The sequence below is a fragment of the Streptomyces sp. NPDC054872 genome, assembly GCF_053610705.1.
Genome location: NZ_JBSGYY010000001.1, coordinates 339,987 through 355,849 on the forward strand (window position 1 = coordinate 339,987; position 15,863 = coordinate 355,849).

The window sequence follows — 15,863 nt, forward strand, 5'->3', positions numbered from 1 at the left end:
CGCCGAGCCCCGCGCCGAGAAGAGCCCTACGCCCTCAGGGCCCGCAGCGCCGCGTACTGCAGGGCGGCGAAACACCCGACGGTCAGAGCCTGGAGCGGGATCCACACGGCGCCAGCGGTGGTGGGCGAGAGCCAGGCGATCAGGGCGACGACACTGAGCACCGCCCAGGCCGCGTTCGCCTCGATCACCCCCTGGACGGCAGCCGTGGGCGGGCTCTTGCGTGAGGCGAGGTAGCCGACGCCCACGCCGTACAGAGTGAGGAAGACGCCCAGGCCGAGCAGGAGCCCCGCGTCGACGCCGAGGAAACGGCCGAGCGGGCCCGAGGCGGCCGCGTACGCGAGGCCGTTCCCGCCGGTCACGACCGCGTCGAGGGCGAGGAAGCGGCGCAGCATCGTCTTCGCGTCGTTCGTGCGGGCGAGTGCGCTGAGCGGGTGTGCGAGGTACGTCGACATGGGGTGCTGCCTCCGAGCGGCGGTAGGGAGAGAGGGCCGGATCCGGGCCGGAGTGCGCCGGACCGGATCCGGTGAGACCAGCCTGCCGGGCCCGCGGGCGGGGGTCGATTACCTCAGAAGTAAGGGCGGCGACCCCGGAGCACCCCTGTCGCCGCACGCCGACGCGCGCCACACACCCCCGCAACCCGTACGGCGGCCACTGCCGTGTGCCCCCGTCACCCCGCACCTAAGTTCGTTGAAAGGCAGACCTAGGGAGCTCAAGGGTGACAGAGACGACCGAGCCCGGCGCCGCGCTGCTGCGTGCGGGAAAGTTCTTCCGCCGCGGCACCGCCGCCCCCGACCTGCACAGCATCGGACTCGTCGGCGGCCGGGACGCGGACGCCTTCTACCGGGACCGGTGGAGCCACGACAAGGTCGTGAACTCGACGCACGGCGTGAACTGCACGGGCTCCTGCCGCTGGAAGGTGTACGTCAAGGACGGCATCATCACCTGGGAGACCCAGCAGACCGACTACCCCTCCGTCGGCCCCGACCGCCCCGAGTACGAGCCGCGCGGCTGCCCGCGCGGCGCCGCGTTCTCCTGGTACACGTACTCGCCGACCCGGGTCCGCTACCCGTACCTGCGGGGCGTGCTCCTGGAGATGTACCGCGAGGCGAAGTCCCGGCTGCGGGACCCGGTCCTGGCCTGGGCGGACATCCAGGGGGATCCGGAGCGGCGCAGGACGTACCAGCAGGCGCGCGGCAAGGGCGGCCTCGTCCGGGCGACCTGGGACGAGGCCGTGGAGATCATCGCGGCGGCGCACGTCCACACGATCAAGACGCACGGCCCCGACCGCGTCGCGGGCTTCTCCCCCATCCCCGCGATGTCGATGGTCTCGCACGCGGCGGGCGCCCGCTTCATGTCGCTGATCGGCGCGCCCATGCTGTCCTTCTACGACTGGTACGCGGACCTGCCGGTCGCGTCGCCGCAGGTCTTCGGCGACCAGACCGACGTACCGGAGTCGGGCGACTGGTGGGACGCGGCGTATCTGATGATGTGGGGCTCGAACGTCCCGGTGACGCGGACGCCGGACGCCCACTGGATGGCCGAGGCGCGCTACCGCGGCCAGAAGGTCGTGGCCGTGTCCCCGGACTACGCGGACAACACGAAGTTCGCCGACGAGTGGCTGCACCCGCACCCCGGCACGGACGGCGCCCTGGCCATCGCGATGGGCCACGTCATCCTCAAGGAGTTCTTCGTCGACCGGCAGACGGACTTCTTCACGGACTACGTGCGCAAGTTCACCGACCTGCCCTTCCTCGTGACGCTGACCGAGCGCGACGGCGCGTACGTCCCCTCGAAGTTCCTGCGCGCCACCGATCTCGGTCAGAGCGGTGAGGGCGGCGACTGGAAGACGGCGGTGCTCGACGAGAACACCGGGCAGCCCGCCGTCCCGAACGGCTCGCTCGGCTTCCGCTGGACCGAGTCGGGCAAGGGCAAGTGGAATCTGGAGCTCGGCAACATCAAGCCGCAGCTCACCCTGCACGACTCCGACATCTCGACGGGCGTCGAGGTGCTGCTCCCCCGCTTCGACACCGAGGGCGGCACGCACGGCCAGGGCCGCGGGGAGATCGTCCGGCGCGGGGTGCCCGCCACGCGGCTCGGCGGCCAGGACGGGCCGCTCGTGACGACGGTCTTCGACCTGCTGCTCGCGCAGTACGGCGTCGGGCGCGCGGGCCTTCCGGGCGAGTGGCCTTCTTCGTACGAGGATGCCGACGCGCCCGGTACCCCGGGCTGGCAGGAGGCGCACACCTCGGTCCCGGCCGCGAAGGCGGTGAAGATCGCGCGGGAGTTCGCGCGGACCGCCGAGAAGTCACGCGGGCGCTGCATGATCCTCATGGGGGCGGGGACCAACCACTGGTTCCACTCCGAGACGATCTACCGTGCCTTCCTCGCCCTGCTCCAGCTGACCGGCTGCCAGGGCCGCAACGGCGGCGGCTGGGCGCACTACGTGGGTCAGGAGAAGTGCCGTCCGGCGACCGGCTGGGCGACGCTGGCCAGCGCCAATGACTGGAGCAGGCCACCTCGGCAGATGATCGGCGCCGCGTACTGGTTCCTGAACACCGACCAGTGGCGCTACGACAAGTTCGCGGCGGACGTGCTGGCCTCGCCGCTCGGCGATGGACGCTTCGCGGGCATGACGGGCGCCGACTGCCTGGCCCTGTCGGCGCGCACCGGATGGATGCCCTCCTACCCGACCTTCGACCGCAACTCCCTTGACCTGGGCGACACTTCGGGGGCCTCCGGCGATCCGGTGGCCAATGTCGTCGACGAGCTCAAGGCGGGCACACTCAACTTCGCCTGCGAGGACCCGGACGCCCCGGAGAACTGGCCGCGCGTCCTGACCCTGTGGCGCGCCAATCTGCTCGGCTCGTCCGCGAAGGGCGCGGAGTACTTCACCAAGCATCTGCTCGGCACGCACTCCTCGCTGCGGGCGGAGGAGGCATCGCCCGACGAGCGGCCCTCGACGGTGACCTGGCGGGACGAGGCTCCCGAGGGGAAGCTCGATCTGCTCGTCTCGCTGGACTTCCGCCAGACGTCGTCGACGCTGCTCTCGGACGTGGTCCTGCCCGCCGCGACCTGGTACGAGAAGCACGACCTCTCCTCCACGGACATGCACCCCTACGTGCACTCCTTCACCCCGGCGGTCGACCCGCCCTGGCAGGCCCGTACCGACTTCGACGCGTTCAAGGCGATCGCGGAACGGCTCAGCGAGCTGGCCGTGGACCATCTCGGCGTACGCAAGGACGTCGTCGCCACCGCGCTCCAGCACGACACCCCCGGCGAGACGGCGCAGCCCGGCGGTGTCGTCCTCGACTGGCGCAAGGGCGAGTGCGAGGCCATCCCCGGCAAGACGATGCCGGGCCTGACGGTGGTCGAGCGGGACTACACGGCGATCGGCGCGAAGTTCGCGGCGCTCGGCCCGCTCGCGGAGAAGCTGGGCCTGCCCGCGAAGGGCATCGCCCTGCGGCCCGACCAGGAGGTCGACGAGCTGCGCGAACGCAACGGCGTCGTACGCGGCGGCCCCGCCGACGGGCGCCCCGCCATGGACACGGCGGTCAAGGCGGCGAACACCATCCTCGCCCTGTCCGGCACCACCAACGGCCGCCTCGCCACGCAGGGCTTCCACACCCTGGAGGCGCGCACGGGCCAGGAGATGGCGCACCTGGCCGCCGAGCACGAGGGCAAGCGCATCACGTACGCCGACACGCAGGCCGCGCCCGTCCCCGTGATCACCTCGCCCGAATGGTCGGGCAGCGAGTCGGGCGGGCGGCGCTACACGGCGTTCACGCTCAACACCGAGCACCTCAAACCCTGGCACACGCTCACCGGACGCCAGCACTTCTTCCTCGACCACGACTGGATCCACGAGCTGGGCGAGGCGATGCCCGTCTACCGGCCGCCCCTGGACATGAACCGGCTGTTCGGGGAGCCACAGCTCGGCCCGGACGGCGAGAAGGAGGTGACGGTCCGCTATCTCACCCCGCACAACAAGTGGTCCATCCACTCCGAGTACCAGGACAACCTCTTCATGCTGTCGCTCTCCCGGGGCGGACAGTGCATCTGGATGTCACCGCAGGACGCGGAGGCGGTCGGAGTGAAGGACAACGACTGGATCGAAGCGGTCAACCGCAACGGCGTCGTGGTGGCGCGCGCGGTCGTCTCGCACCGGATGCCGGCCGGCACGGTCTACATGCACCACGCGCAGGAACGCACGGTCAACGTCCCCAAGACGGAGACCACCGGCAAGCGCGGCGGCATCCACAACTCCCTGACCCGCCTCATCCTCAAGCCGTCCCATCTCATCGGCGGCTACGCCCAGTTGTCGTGGGCGTTCAACTACCTGGGCCCGACGGGGAACCAGCGCGACGAGGTGACGGTCATCCGCCGCCGCTCGCAGAAGGTGGAGTACTGACACATGCGCGTCATGGCACAGATCGCGATGGTCATGAACCTCGACAAGTGCATCGGCTGCCACACCTGCTCCGTCACCTGCAAGCAGGCGTGGACCAACCGGGACGGCATGGAGTACGTCTGGTTCAACAACGTCGAGACCCGTCCCGGCCAGGGCTATCCGCGCCGCTACGAGGACCAGGAGAAGTGGCGCGGCGGCTGGGAGCTGAACAAGCGTGGCGCCCTGAAGCTCAAGAACGGCGGCCGGATCAAGGCGCTCCTGGAGATCTTCTCCAACCCCAAGCTGCCGGAGATCAAGGACTACTACGAGCCCTGGACGTACGAGTACAAAAACCTCACCGACGCCCCGCTGGGCGACGACTACCCGGTGGCCGAGCCGCGCTCACTGATCAGCGGCAAGCCCATGAAGATCGAGTGGTCGTCGAACTGGGACGACAACCTGGGCGGCGCGACCGAGTACGGCGACCTCGACCCGATGGTCGCCAAGACCCGTGAGAAGGCCACGGAGAAGGTGAAGTTCGCCTTCGAGCAGACCTTCATGTTCTATCTGCCGCGGATCTGCGAGCACTGCCTGAACCCGTCGTGCGTCGCGTCCTGCCCGTCCGGGGCGATGTACAAGCGCGAGGAGGACGGCATCGTCCTGGTCGACCAGGACAGCTGCCGGGGCTGGCGCAAGTGCGTGACGGGCTGCCCGTACAAGAAGGTGTACTTCAACCACCGCACCGGCAAGGCCGAGAAGTGCACGATGTGTTACCCGCGCCTCGAGGTGGGTCTGCCCACCGTCTGCTCGGAGACGTGCGTGGGCCGCCTCCGCTACCTCGGCGTCATCCTCTACGACGCCGACAAGGTGACGGAGGCCGCGTCGGTCAAGGACGACAAGGCGCTGTACGAGGCCCAGTTGGGGGTCTTCCTCGATCCGGAGGACCCCGAGGTGCGGCGCGAGGCCGAGCGGGCCGGGATCGGCCACGACTGGATCGAGGCGGCACGCCGCTCCCCCGTGCACGCGCTGATCAGCACGTACAAGGTGGCGCTGCCGCTGCATCCGGAGTACCGCACCATGCCGATGGTCTGGTATATCCCGCCGCTCTCCCCGGTCGTGGACGCGCTGAGCGAGACCGGGCACGACGGCGAGGACCTGGACAACCTCTTCGGCGCGATCGACACCCTGCGCATCCCGCTCGAATACCTGGCGGAGATCTTCACGGCCGGCGACGTGGGCCCGGTGCGGGCCTCGCTGGAGAAGCTGGCGGCGATGCGGGCACACATGCGGGCCATCAACCTCGGTGACCGGCCCGACAGTTCGGTGGCCGGGGCCGTGGGCATGTCTGGCCAGGAGATCGAGGAGATGTACCGCCTCCTCGCCATCGCCAAGTACGAGGACCGCTACGTCATCCCGACCGCGGCGGTCGGTGACGCGCAGCGCCTCGAGGAGTCGGCACTGCCCGACTCGTGCAGCCTCGACTTCGAGGGCGGTCCGGGGGCGGGCGGGGACGGCCCGTTCGGCCAGGACTCGGGCCGCAAGCAGCTGCCGCTCGTGACCATCGAGAACTTCCACACCCTGCGGGACCGGCAGACCGCCGACGAGCAGCCCTCCGCGACCGAGAAGGACACCCTGTGAGCGACCACGCCGTGCTCTACCGGGCAGCCGCGCACTGCCTGGCCTATCCGGACGAGGAGTTCCGCGACCTGCTGCCGCAACTGACGGCCGCCGCACCGGAGTTGCGTACCTTCCTGGAGCACGCGGCGGCGACCGGACCCTCCGAGCTGGCCGCGCACTACGTCCGGGTCTTCGACTTCAAGAACCGCCACAGCCTGTATCTGAGCTGGTGGCGCGACGGTGACACGCGGCGGCGCGGCATGGCCCTGGTCCGCTTCAAGGAGGTCTACCGGGAGCACGGCCTGGAGTTCACGGGCGAGGAGCTGCCGGACTTCCTGCCCGCGGTCCTGGAGTTCTCCGCGCACGCGGGCCCGGTCCTCCTGGAGGAGCACCGGCCGGGCCTGGAGCTGCTGCGGCTCGCCCTCACCGACTTCGGCACGCCCTACGCGTCCGTGCTCCAGGCGGTCTGCGCGACACTGCCCGGCCCCTCGCCGAAGGACCGGGCCGAGGCGCAGGCCCTTGCCAGGTCGGGGCCCCCGCGGGAGGACGTCGGCCTTGAACCCTTCGCACTGATCGGGGAGCACTGATGAGAACGCTGCTGTGGGGCGTCATCCCGTACGTGGTCCTCGTCCTCCTCGTGGCGGGCCTCCTGTGGCGCTATCGCTACGACAAGTTCGGCTGGACGACGCGCTCCTCGCAGGTGTACGAGTCGAAGCTCCTGAACATCGCGTCACCGATGTTCCACTACGGCATCCTCTTCGTCCTCGTCGGACATCTGGTGGGGCTCTTCGTGCCGGAGTCGTGGACGGAGAAGGTGGGCGTGAGCGAGCACACGTACCACCTGTTCTCGCTGTACGGCGGCACGGCGGCGGGGATCCTGCTGGTGCTCGGCATCCTGCTGCTGCTCTACCGGCGGCGCACGAACGCGCCGGTGTTCCGGGCGACGACCGCCAACGACAAGCTGATGTATCTCGTGCTGTTCGCGGCGATCGTGCTCGGCATGGTGGCCAAGCTGACGCACGCGTCGGGCGAGGGCTACAACTACCGCGAGTCGATGGCGCCTTGGGCCCGCAGCCTGTTCACCCTCCAGCCGGACACGGACCGGATGGCGGGGGTGCCGGTCATGTACCAGATCCACGCGGTGGTCGGCATGGCGCTGTTCGCGCTGATCCCGTTCACGCGGCTGGTGCACATGTTCAGCGCGCCGGTGCAGTACCTGTTCCGGCCGTACGTGGTGTACCGCAGCAAGGACCCCCGCCGCGTGGGGCCGCGTCCCGAGCGGCGGGGGTGGGAGAAGACGGGGTCGTGATCTCCCGCCCCGCCGGCCGGGACCCGGGCTAGCTCTGAGTGCCCTTCTCCTTGCCCTCCCCCGGCCTCTCGTCGCCCTCCCCCGGCTTCTCGTCGTCCACGATCTCCGCCTCGACCACGACGTCATCGGGGGAGGAGCCCGGAGCCGCCTGTTCCTGGGCGCTCTCCCCCGGGCTCTCGTACATGGCCTGCCCCATCCGCTGACTCACCGAGGCCAGCTTCTCCGCGCCCGCGCGCAGCGCCGCCGTGTCGTCGGCCCTGTCCTTGAGGAGGCCCTTCAACTCCGTTGCCGCCGCCTCCACCTCGGTCCTGGTGTCCGCGGGGATCCGCTCCTCGTTCTCCCGCAGGAACCGCTCGGTCTGGTAGACGAGCTGCTCCGCCTGGTTGCGGGTCTCGGCGGCGTCGCGCCGCTTGCGGTCCTCCTCCGCGTGCTCCTCGGCCTCCCGCACCATGCGGTTGATGTCGTCCTTGGGCAGCGCGGAACCGCCCGTCACCGTCATGCGCTGCTCGCGCCCCGTCGCCTCGTCCTTCGCCGACACGTGCATGATGCCGTTGGCGTCGATGTCGAAGGTGACCTCGATCTTGGGCACGCCACGCGGTGCCGGGGGCAGTCCCGTCAGATCGAAGACGCCGAGCCTCTTGTTGTACGCGGCGATCTCCCGCTCGCCCTGGAAGACCTGGATGCCGACCGACGGCTGGTTGTCCTCGGCGGTCGAGAAGGTCTCCGAACGCCGGGTGGGGATCGTCGTGTTGCGTTCGATGAGCTTGGTCATGATGCCGCCCTTGGTCTCGATGCCGAGGGACAGCGGGGTCACGTCCAGGAGCAGGACGTCCTTGACGTCGCCCCTGATCACACCGGCCTGCAGCGCCGCGCCGAGCGCCACCACCTCGTCCGGGTTGACCCCCTTGTGGGGCTCGCTCCCGGTGAGTTCCTTGACCAGTTCCGTCACCGCGGGCATCCGCGTCGAGCCGCCCACCAGGATCACGTGGTCGACGGCCGAGAGCTTGATGCCCGCGTCCTTCACCGCCTGGTGGAAGGGACCGCGGCAGCGTTCGAGGAGGTCCGCCGTCAGCTCCTGGAACTGGGCGCGGGTCAGCTTCTCCGCGAGGTGCAGGGGGCCGTCCGCCGACGCCGTCACGTACGGCAGGTTGATGTCGGTCTCGCTCGACGACGACAGCTCGATCTTCGCCTTCTCGGCGGCCTCGCGCAGCCGTTGCAGCGCCATCTTGTCCTTGCCGAGGTCCACTCCCTGCGTGTTCTTGAACTGCCGTACCAGGTACTCGACGATGCGCTGGTCCCAGTCGTCGCCGCCCAGCTGCGTGTCGCCGTTGGTGGCCTTCACCTCGATGACGCCGTCGCCCATCTCCAGGAGCGACACGTCGAAGGTGCCGCCGCCGAGGTCGAAGACGAGGACGGTCTGGTCGTCGCCCTTGTCGAGGCCGTAGGCGAGGGCGGCGGCGGTCGGTTCGTTGATGATGCGGAGCACGTTCAGGCCCGCGATCTCGCCGGCCTCCTTGGTGGCCTGGCGCTGAGTGTCGTCGAAGTACGCGGGCACGGTGACGACCGCGTCCGTGACGTCCTCGCCCAGATAGGACTCGGCGTCACGCTTGAGCTTCTGCAGGACGCGGGCGGAGAGCTCCTGCGCGGTGTACCGCGTGCCGTCCACGGAGCCGCCCTCCGGGAAGCGCCAACTGCCGTCGCCCATATGGCGTTTGACGGAACGCGCGGTGCGCTCCACGTTCGTGACCGCCTGCCGCTTGGCCACTTCTCCGACGAGCACGTCGCCGTTCTTGGCGAAGGCGATGACCGAAGGTGTGGTGCGCGCTCCCTCCGCGTTGGCGACGACCGTGGGATCACCGCCCTCCAGGACGGCCACCACCGAGTTCGTCGTACCGAGGTCGATCCCGACTGCACGTGCCATGTCCAGTCCCCTTCAACGCGAGCCCGTTTCCCGGAGTACTTCGACCTCCATCACAAAACTTGAGCGGCTTGTTGTCAATGCCGCCCATGGCTGTGCCGCCGTCCCCGGGGGGACGGCGGCACAGTCGGGGACCGGCCGGAAAGGCCGTGCTCCGGGCTTGGGTCAGGCGAGCTTCGCCGTCAGCGTGATCGTCGTGCCCGTCAGCGCCTGGCTCACCGGGCAGTTCGCCTTGGCGTCCTCGGCGGCGGCGGTGAACGCCGCCTCGTCGATGCCCTCCACCGTGCCCTCGACGGTCAGGTGGATGCCGGTGATGCCGGTGCCCGGCTGGAAGGTCACGTCGGCGGACGTCACCAGCCGGGTCGGCGGAGTGCCCGCCTTGGCCAGGCCGTTGGAGAAGGCCATGGAGAAGCAGCTGGAGTGCGCGGCGGCGATCAGCTCCTCCGGGCTGGTCTTGCCGTTGGCCTGCTCGGCGCGGGACGGCCAGGACACGGCCTGCTCCCCGATCCCGGAGGAGTCGAAGGTGACGGTGCCGGAGCCCTCCAGCAGGTTGCCTTCCCAGACCGTGTGCGCGGAGCGCGTGGTAGCCACGATGTACTTCCCTTCAGTGCGGTTCCGGGATGCGTTCCGGAACTTCCGTGCGCCCATCCGATCACACCCGGACGCGGTGCACGCGCAAGTCCGGTCCTGTCCACCGGGGTTCCTGAGGCGTCAGTACAGCCCCGGGGCATGGTCGCTATGGCCGAAATGCCAACTGTGCAAGGCGCGTCCACGGTGACACTTTGAGGCCCCCTCGCCCACGGGACGAGGAGTCCACTCAGGGGGTTTGACCATGCGCATGAACTACTCCGAACGCGGTCCGTCTCCACTGGAGGGCGCGAAGCCCGGAGCCGCCGGTGACCGTGACTCGACGTTCGGCTGGTGGGGCGCCTTCAGCATCCAGAAGTTCGTCAACCAGTCATCTCTCTTCCACACGCACGCCGACGCCACCGGGTGGCTGGCGTACCTCCAGCAGTTCTACGACCGCAACTTCTGGTTCGCCGACGGCGGGGCGCAGGTCTGGGCGTACGAGGAGACGTACGACAACTGGCAGGACCGCTACGGCATGGACGCGGTGGTCGCCGTGTACCACTCGGGTCACGGCGGCATGGACAACAACGGCGTCTTCTTCGCGCCGCTCGGGGCGGTCTGGGACGGCCGCAGCGACGCGGTCTCGAACCGGATGGCGCTGGGCAACGAGAAGGCCAACTACGTCTTCTGGTCCACCTGCACCTCGCTGCGGGTCCTCGGCGGGCACTCCCCGATCCGCACCTGGGCGGGCCCCAACATCGGCTTCCGCATGATCTTCGGGTTCGAGACCGTCAGCATCGACAGCCCGGACTACGGCAAGAAGTTCTGGGAGAAGTGGCGGGCCGGCCAGACGTTCACCGACGCGTGGCTGAACGCGAGCTGGGACATCTACAAGGGCCAGGCGCCCTCGGTCTGCGCGGTCGGCGCCAACCAGGCCGAGGCCACCGCCCGGCTCAACGGTGAGCGCACCCTCTACCGCGAGCACGTGCCGGACAACTGGTACGCGTGGCGCTGGTTCAACGCGCGCGACTCCCTCAGGGAGCCGCTGACGCAGGCGCCGGGCAGCCCGCAGATCGTGCAGCTCGCGCCGCGCGACCCGGGCGCCGAGCTCACCAAGATGGGCCGCATCGCCGACTTCCCGTCGGCGGCGCTGCAAGAGGTGCAGGTCGAGCGGCAGGGCGTGCTCAGTGCCACCTCCGGCGACCGGACCGTCTCCACGGCTCCGCACGCGATCCGGTGGGTCAAGCTCGCCGAGGCCAACCACCGCAACCTGCGGCAGCTGCCCACGGAGCGGGCGGTCGAGGCGGCCCGCGCGTTCGCCGAGCAGCACGCCGACGGCGCCGAGCTCGTCGTGGACAGCGTGCACGACCTGATGCAGAACTCCGGGGCGAAGGACGGCTCCGAGCTGGGCGAGCCGGTGTCACTGGAGACCCACGTGACGTTCCGGCAGGTCTTCGACGGCATACCGGTCATCACGCCCGACCGCGGTCTCATCCGGGTGGCCCTGGACAACGACGCGACCGTCGTCCAGGCGCAGATCTCCACGCGCGACACCACCGGCACGACGCGTGAGCCGAGCACCGACATCGCGCCGCCGCCCGCGGGCGGCAAGGCCGCGGCCGCCCCGCAGCGGGCACGCGACCCGCGCGAGGCCCTCGCAGCCGCCCAGCGCAAGCTGCTCGCCGAGCTCGCCTCCGTCACGGCGGACGAGCAGGGCGGGCGGGGTGCCGCCCCGCAGCGCGAGCCCGAGGTCCGGGACGTGCTGGGCACCTTCGACGTCGGCTATGAGATCGAGGGCAACGAGGCCTACCCGGCCGCCCGCAAGCTGATCGAGATCGGGTCGCCCGACAGCATGTACACCACCCGCCGCTGGGTGGTCGCACCGCTCGCCAGGTAGTCCGGGAGCATCAGTGGGTGGCGGTCCGCTCCTTGCGGGCCGCCATCCACGCGTAGACGAGCACCCCCGCGAAGAGGAACAGGACGCCCTGGTAGACGGCCGCGTATCCGGACCCGGCGACCAGCCACATGGAGAATCCGCACGCGATGCCCGCGAGGACGCCGTCCCGCACCAGGGCGGCACGGTTGACGCGCTCGCCCTGCCCGGAGACCAGGAAGTAGATCTGCGCGGCGGTGGCCAGCAGATAGGGCACTGTCGCGGTGAAGGTGGTGATCAGGACGAGGGACTCGAAGACGCCGCTCGATCCCGCCGTGTAGTTGTAGACGGTGAGCAGCGAGGCCAGGACGACGGTGACCAGGACTCCCACGGTCGGCACACCGCGCTTCTTCTTGCCGAAGACCTCGGGGAAGAGCCCGTCCTTGGCGGCGGCGTACGGCGTCTGGGCGCTCAGCAGGGTCCAGCCGTTCAGGGCGCCGAGGATCGAGACGACCGCCGCGAGCGCCACCGCCGTACCGCCCCAGGAGCCGCCGAACATGACGTTGACGGCGTCCGAGAAGGGTGCGGTGGAGCCGACGAGCTTGTCGTGGGCGACGGTGCCGAAGACGGCGAGGGTGCCGAGCAGATAGACGAGGGCGGCGCCGAGGGTGCCGAGGATGGTGGCGCGTCCGACGTTGCGCCGCGGGTCGCGCACCTCACCGGCGCTGACGGCCGCCGATTCCACGCCCAGGTAGGAGAAGAGCAGGATCGCGGCGGAGGCGGAGATCGCGCCGGCCGGGCTGTCGTCACTCGCCTGGAAGGGGCCGAGGTTGGCGCTGTCGAAGAAGAAGAGCCCGCCGATCGCGACCAGGAGCAGGGGCACGAACTTCAGGACGGTGGCGACGACCTGGACCGCGCCGACGTAGCGGGTGCCCGCGAAGTTCGCGAGTGCGGGCAGGAGTTGCAGGGCCAGGGCGGCCAGGCAGGCGGTCCACCTGTGGTCGCCCACCGGTATCAGGACGTCCAGATAGCCGACGGCGGCGACGGCGAGCGCGGCGTTCGACACCCAGGCGGTGGCCCAGTAGGACCAGGCCGCGAGGAAGCCGGCGAAGTCGCCGAACGCGGCGCGGGCGTAGACGTACGGTCCGCCGGTGCGCGGGTCGCGCCGCGCGAGCCGGCCGAAGACCAGGGCGAGGGCGATGGCGCCCGCGGTCAGGACGACGAACGCGACGAGGCTGATGGTCCCGAAGGGGGCGACGGAGGCCGGGAGCAGGAAGATGCCGCCGCCGATGATGTTGCCCATGACGAGGCAGGTGGCGATCGGGAGACCGAAGCGGCGGGCGTGCCTGCTGCCGCCGTCCTCGTGCTGCTCCGTCCGCTGTTCTTCCTGGTCGGGGGCCGGAGCCGACTGGTTCACGGTTCCGGTGTCGTGCATGGGGTGGTGCCTCTCAACGCGTCGGACGCCCGGGATCGCCGGGGCGAGAGACATGGTCGGGCACGAAGGGAACCGTACAAAATCAGCGCGTTTTGTCCTGCGCGGCAGGGTCGGCGACCGCAAAAGCTGTCTCGTCCGGGCCCTCGTGCGGGGAATCGTCCACGGCTGCGGGACCCCCTCCCACCTGCGGAACCAGCGGAACCTCCGGGCCCTGGAACTCCCCGAGCCAGCGCCGCAGCACCTCGTGGACGCGCTCGGCGCCGACGAGTTCGTGCCCGTCGTCGAGCGGCGCGGAGAGCAGGAGGGGCGAAAGGATGAACGGCTGCGCCTGGGCGCCGCCGAGCCCCCCGTGCGAGCCGATCTGCTCCTCGAAGGCGAGAACCTCCCCGTCCTCGGGGTCGTACCAGGAGTTGACCATGATGTCGGCGACGTGCGGGAAGCCGTCGGTGCGGCGCACGGCGTCGGCGGCGCCGGGCCCGAAGTCGGCGAGCGGGCCGAGGTCGCCGTGCTCTGTGTCCTCTTCACCCCCTTCGTCCGCTTCGTCGAGATACACCTCGGCGCCGCGCGCGCCGAGGACGAGGGGGCCGCGCTCCTGACTGCGTACGAGGAGGAAGCCGACGCCCGGGTGGTTGGCAAGGGTCGGCAGGAGCGCCGGGTGGCGCAGGTCGATCTCCTCGCGGGTCATGCGGTGCGGGACGTCGGGGAAGGAGACGAGGCCGAGGTTGCCGGACGCGAGGACGATCGGCTCCGCGCGGCGGGCGGGGCGGTGTTGTCCCGCGCCCTCCTCGACGGGGCGGCGCAGCGCGGCGCGGACCGTCGAGCGTGCCTCGGCGCCGCTGTGCGTGCGCTGCGCCTTGCGGGGCACGGGCAGGCCGCAGCCGGCCCTGACGAGGTCGCCGAGGGTGAGGCCGTAGCGGGCGTGGAAGGTCTCGCCGGGGCTCTGGCCGTGGTCGGAGAGGACCACGATGCGGTAGGCGCGGGGGGCGTGTTCGGCGACCTTCGCGATCAGCGCGAGGGACCGGTCGAGCCGCTGGAGCACCTTCTCCACGTCGTGGCCGGTGGGCCCGGAGTGGTGGGCCACCTCGTCGTAGGCGACGAGGTCGGCGTAGACCGCGCTGCGCCCGGCGAGCATGTCCCCGATGACCGCGGCGACGACGACATCGCGCTCGACGACGGTCGCGAAGGCGCGGATGAAGGGGTAGAGCCCGCCCCGGCCGACGCGCGGGCGCCGCTTGCTGATCCGGGCCCGGGTCGACTCGCCGATCTCGCGGCCGACCTCGGCGACGAAGGAAAGGGCGGTGCGGACGGCGTTGGCGGGGTCGGAGAAGTAGGCGAAGTACCCGGCGCGCGAACGGTTCTCCTTGCCGCGGCGTGCGGCCATGGAGAGCACCAGGGCGACCTGCTCGGCGCCGCCGCTGAAGAGGTTGCCGCGGCTGGCGCCGTCGAGGGTGAGGAGGCCGCCGTCACCGGTGCGCTCGATGGCGCGGCGCTGGAGCTCGACGGCCGAGGCGGGCCGGTTGGAGACCATGACCTCGCCGGTGTCCTTCTCGTACCAGCGGAAGGCGGGAACGTCGTGGTTGGAGCCGTGCAGGATGCCGAGCTGGCTCGCCCCGGTCTGGGACGACCAGTCGGTGCGCCAGGGGGTGAGGCGATGGGTCGGCGCCCCCTCCTGGCCGAGCCAGACGGCGACGGTGGGCATCAGGCCCTTGTGCACGGCGGTGCGCAGGACGTCGTGGCCGACGCCGTCGAGCTGGATGAAGACGGTGCCGGGCGGTACGGGACCGAAGCGCCCTTCGGCGAGGCGGCGCCGCTTGCGGTCGGCCAGGCGGTAGAGGCGGCGGCGGTAGGCGTCGTCGTCGCGGACGGCGAGGGCGCCGCCGGTTGCGGAGGCGACCGCGGACATGACCGCGGCGACGACGACGGCGGTCTCGGGGTTGGCCTCGCCGCGGCCGTCGGGGATGAGGCTGAGGGCGAGCAGCAGCAGTGAGCCGTTGAGGGCGAAGGCGAGCAGGCCGAGCACGAGCGCGGGCACGAGCAGCAGGGCCCGCACGAGCAGGGGCCACACCAGCGAGGAGAGCAGGCCGAAGGCGCCGGCGCCCAGGGCTGCCGTGCTGGCGATGCGGGTGGCGCTGTCACCGTTGTCGGCCTGCAGCTGGAAGTCGGGCAGGATCCCGGCGAGCGCGAGCATGGTGAGCGTACTGACCAGCCATACGGCGACGGATCTCCACAGCACGCTGCCGACCGCCCGCCATCGCTCTCGCCCCACGCCGTGCCGCCTCACGTTTCATGAAAGATCCGGACACCAGCCTGTCACAGGGTGTACGGCCGGGTGCCGGGGACCGGTCAGCGACCGTCGTACCCCGCGGTCGGCATGGAGAGCCGCCGGTGGACATGGGCCTTCATCACCGCGTCGTACGACGGCTCGGCGAGCCCCGCCGTCTCGATCCGCACCCCGCGCCGCCCGCACTCCGCGGTGAACTCGTCCGGCGAACGCAGCGCGCGGTCGAGCACGCGGCGGCTCGGCACGACGAACAGGTCCACGAGGCCCTCGTCGACGTCGGCCCAGAGCACGGCGTGATCGGCGGGCAGCCCGTGCACGACCAGTTCGCGCGTGATGACGTACCCCCGGGCCGCGGCCCACCGCGCGCACATCGCGTGCTGGCTGCGGGAGTCCACCAGGAAGGGGTCGGCGTCCAGCTCCTCCAGCGGTATCAGGCTGGCGATCGCGGCGACCCGCACCACTGTCACGCTTGC

At 70.6% G+C, this 15,863-nt stretch carries 11 protein-coding genes; 5 read left to right on the forward strand and 6 right to left on the reverse strand.

Annotation, left to right across the window (positions count from 1 at the left end; genetic code table 11):
• Positions 1-26: 26 nt before the first annotated feature.
• Positions 27-452 (reverse strand): hypothetical protein, encoded by a 426-nt coding sequence (locus ACWGIH_RS01460; protein WP_453446039.1) that lies wholly within the window; start codon positions 450-452, stop codon positions 27-29.
• 263 nt (positions 453-715) lie between these two features.
• Between ACWGIH_RS01460 and ACWGIH_RS01465 the strand changes: the two genes are divergently transcribed.
• The 4 genes from ACWGIH_RS01465 to narI are packed head-to-tail and all read left to right on the forward strand — an operon-like array spanning position 716 to position 7,313.
• On the forward strand, positions 716-4,408 hold the full coding sequence (locus ACWGIH_RS01465) for a nitrate reductase subunit alpha (RefSeq protein WP_453446037.1): 3,693 nt from the start codon (positions 716-718) through the stop codon (positions 4,406-4,408).
• Positions 4,409-4,411: 3 nt separating this feature from the next.
• Positions 4,412-6,025 carry a nitrate reductase subunit beta gene (gene narH, locus ACWGIH_RS01470; protein ID WP_453446035.1) on the forward strand — a complete coding sequence of 538 codons (1,614 nt, stop codon included), beginning with the start codon at positions 4,412-4,414 and terminating at the stop codon, positions 6,023-6,025.
• Positions 6,022-6,591: a nitrate reductase molybdenum cofactor assembly chaperone gene (gene narJ / locus ACWGIH_RS01475; RefSeq protein WP_453446033.1), complete on the forward strand. Its 570-nt coding sequence runs from the start codon at positions 6,022-6,024 to the stop codon at positions 6,589-6,591. Before narH ends, narJ begins: the two co-directional genes overlap by 4 nt.
• On the forward strand, positions 6,591-7,313 hold the full coding sequence (narI, locus tag ACWGIH_RS01480; RefSeq protein ID WP_453446031.1) for a respiratory nitrate reductase subunit gamma: 723 nt from the start codon (positions 6,591-6,593) through the stop codon (positions 7,311-7,313). Before narJ ends, narI begins: the two co-directional genes overlap by 1 nt.
• Before the next feature lie 28 nt (positions 7,314-7,341).
• On the opposite strand, the gene dnaK is transcribed toward narI, so the two are convergent.
• Positions 7,342-9,234, reverse strand: coding sequence for a molecular chaperone DnaK (gene dnaK, locus ACWGIH_RS01485; protein ID WP_453446030.1), 1,893 nt, complete (start codon positions 9,232-9,234; stop codon positions 7,342-7,344).
• Positions 9,235-9,396: 162 nt separating this feature from the next.
• Complete coding sequence (locus tag ACWGIH_RS01490) at positions 9,397-9,822, reverse strand: OsmC family peroxiredoxin (protein WP_451212308.1); 426 nt, start codon at positions 9,820-9,822, stop codon at positions 9,397-9,399.
• 241 nt (positions 9,823-10,063) lie between these two features.
• On the opposite strand from ACWGIH_RS01490, the gene ACWGIH_RS01495 reads away from it, so the two are divergent.
• The gene (locus ACWGIH_RS01495; protein ID WP_453446029.1) at positions 10,064-11,698 is read left to right on the forward strand and encodes a DUF6345 domain-containing protein; all 1,635 of its coding nucleotides are present in this window, start codon (positions 10,064-10,066) and stop codon (positions 11,696-11,698) included.
• A gap of 10 nt (positions 11,699-11,708) precedes the next feature.
• Here ACWGIH_RS01495 and ACWGIH_RS01500 read toward each other — a convergent pair whose 3' ends face one another.
• The 3 genes from ACWGIH_RS01500 to ACWGIH_RS01510 all read right to left on the reverse strand — a co-directional run bounded on the left by ACWGIH_RS01500 (position 11,709) and on the right by ACWGIH_RS01510 (position 15,857).
• Positions 11,709-13,109: an amino acid permease gene (locus ACWGIH_RS01500; RefSeq protein WP_453446027.1), complete on the reverse strand. Its 1,401-nt coding sequence runs from the start codon at positions 13,107-13,109 to the stop codon at positions 11,709-11,711.
• Between the two features lie 82 nt (positions 13,110-13,191).
• Positions 13,192-15,375 carry a phage holin family protein gene (locus ACWGIH_RS01505; RefSeq protein ID WP_453446026.1) on the reverse strand — a complete coding sequence of 728 codons (2,184 nt, stop codon included), beginning with the start codon at positions 15,373-15,375 and terminating at the stop codon, positions 13,192-13,194.
• Positions 15,376-15,452: 77 nt separating this feature from the next.
• Positions 15,453-15,857, reverse strand: a complete 405-nt coding sequence (locus ACWGIH_RS01510; protein ID WP_453446140.1) for a hypothetical protein — start codon at positions 15,855-15,857, stop codon at positions 15,453-15,455.
• Between the last annotated feature and the right edge of the window lie 6 nt (positions 15,858-15,863).

Excerpts from the sequence above, each read along its gene's own strand:
- ACWGIH_RS01460 (WP_453446039.1), bottom strand. The coding sequence starts at position 452 with ATGTCGACGTACCTCGCACACCCGCTCAGCGCACTCGCCCGCACGAAC.
- narH (WP_453446035.1), top strand. The coding sequence starts at position 4,412 with ATGCGCGTCATGGCACAGATCGCGATGGTCATGAACCTCGACAAGTGC.
- narI (WP_453446031.1), top strand. The coding sequence starts at position 6,591 with ATGAGAACGCTGCTGTGGGGCGTCATCCCGTACGTGGTCCTCGTCCTC.
- dnaK (WP_453446030.1), bottom strand. The coding sequence starts at position 9,234 with ATGGCACGTGCAGTCGGGATCGACCTCGGTACGACGAACTCGGTGGTG.
- ACWGIH_RS01495 (WP_453446029.1), top strand. The coding sequence starts at position 10,064 with ATGCGCATGAACTACTCCGAACGCGGTCCGTCTCCACTGGAGGGCGCG.
- ACWGIH_RS01500 (WP_453446027.1), bottom strand. The coding sequence starts at position 13,109 with ATGCACGACACCGGAACCGTGAACCAGTCGGCTCCGGCCCCCGACCAG.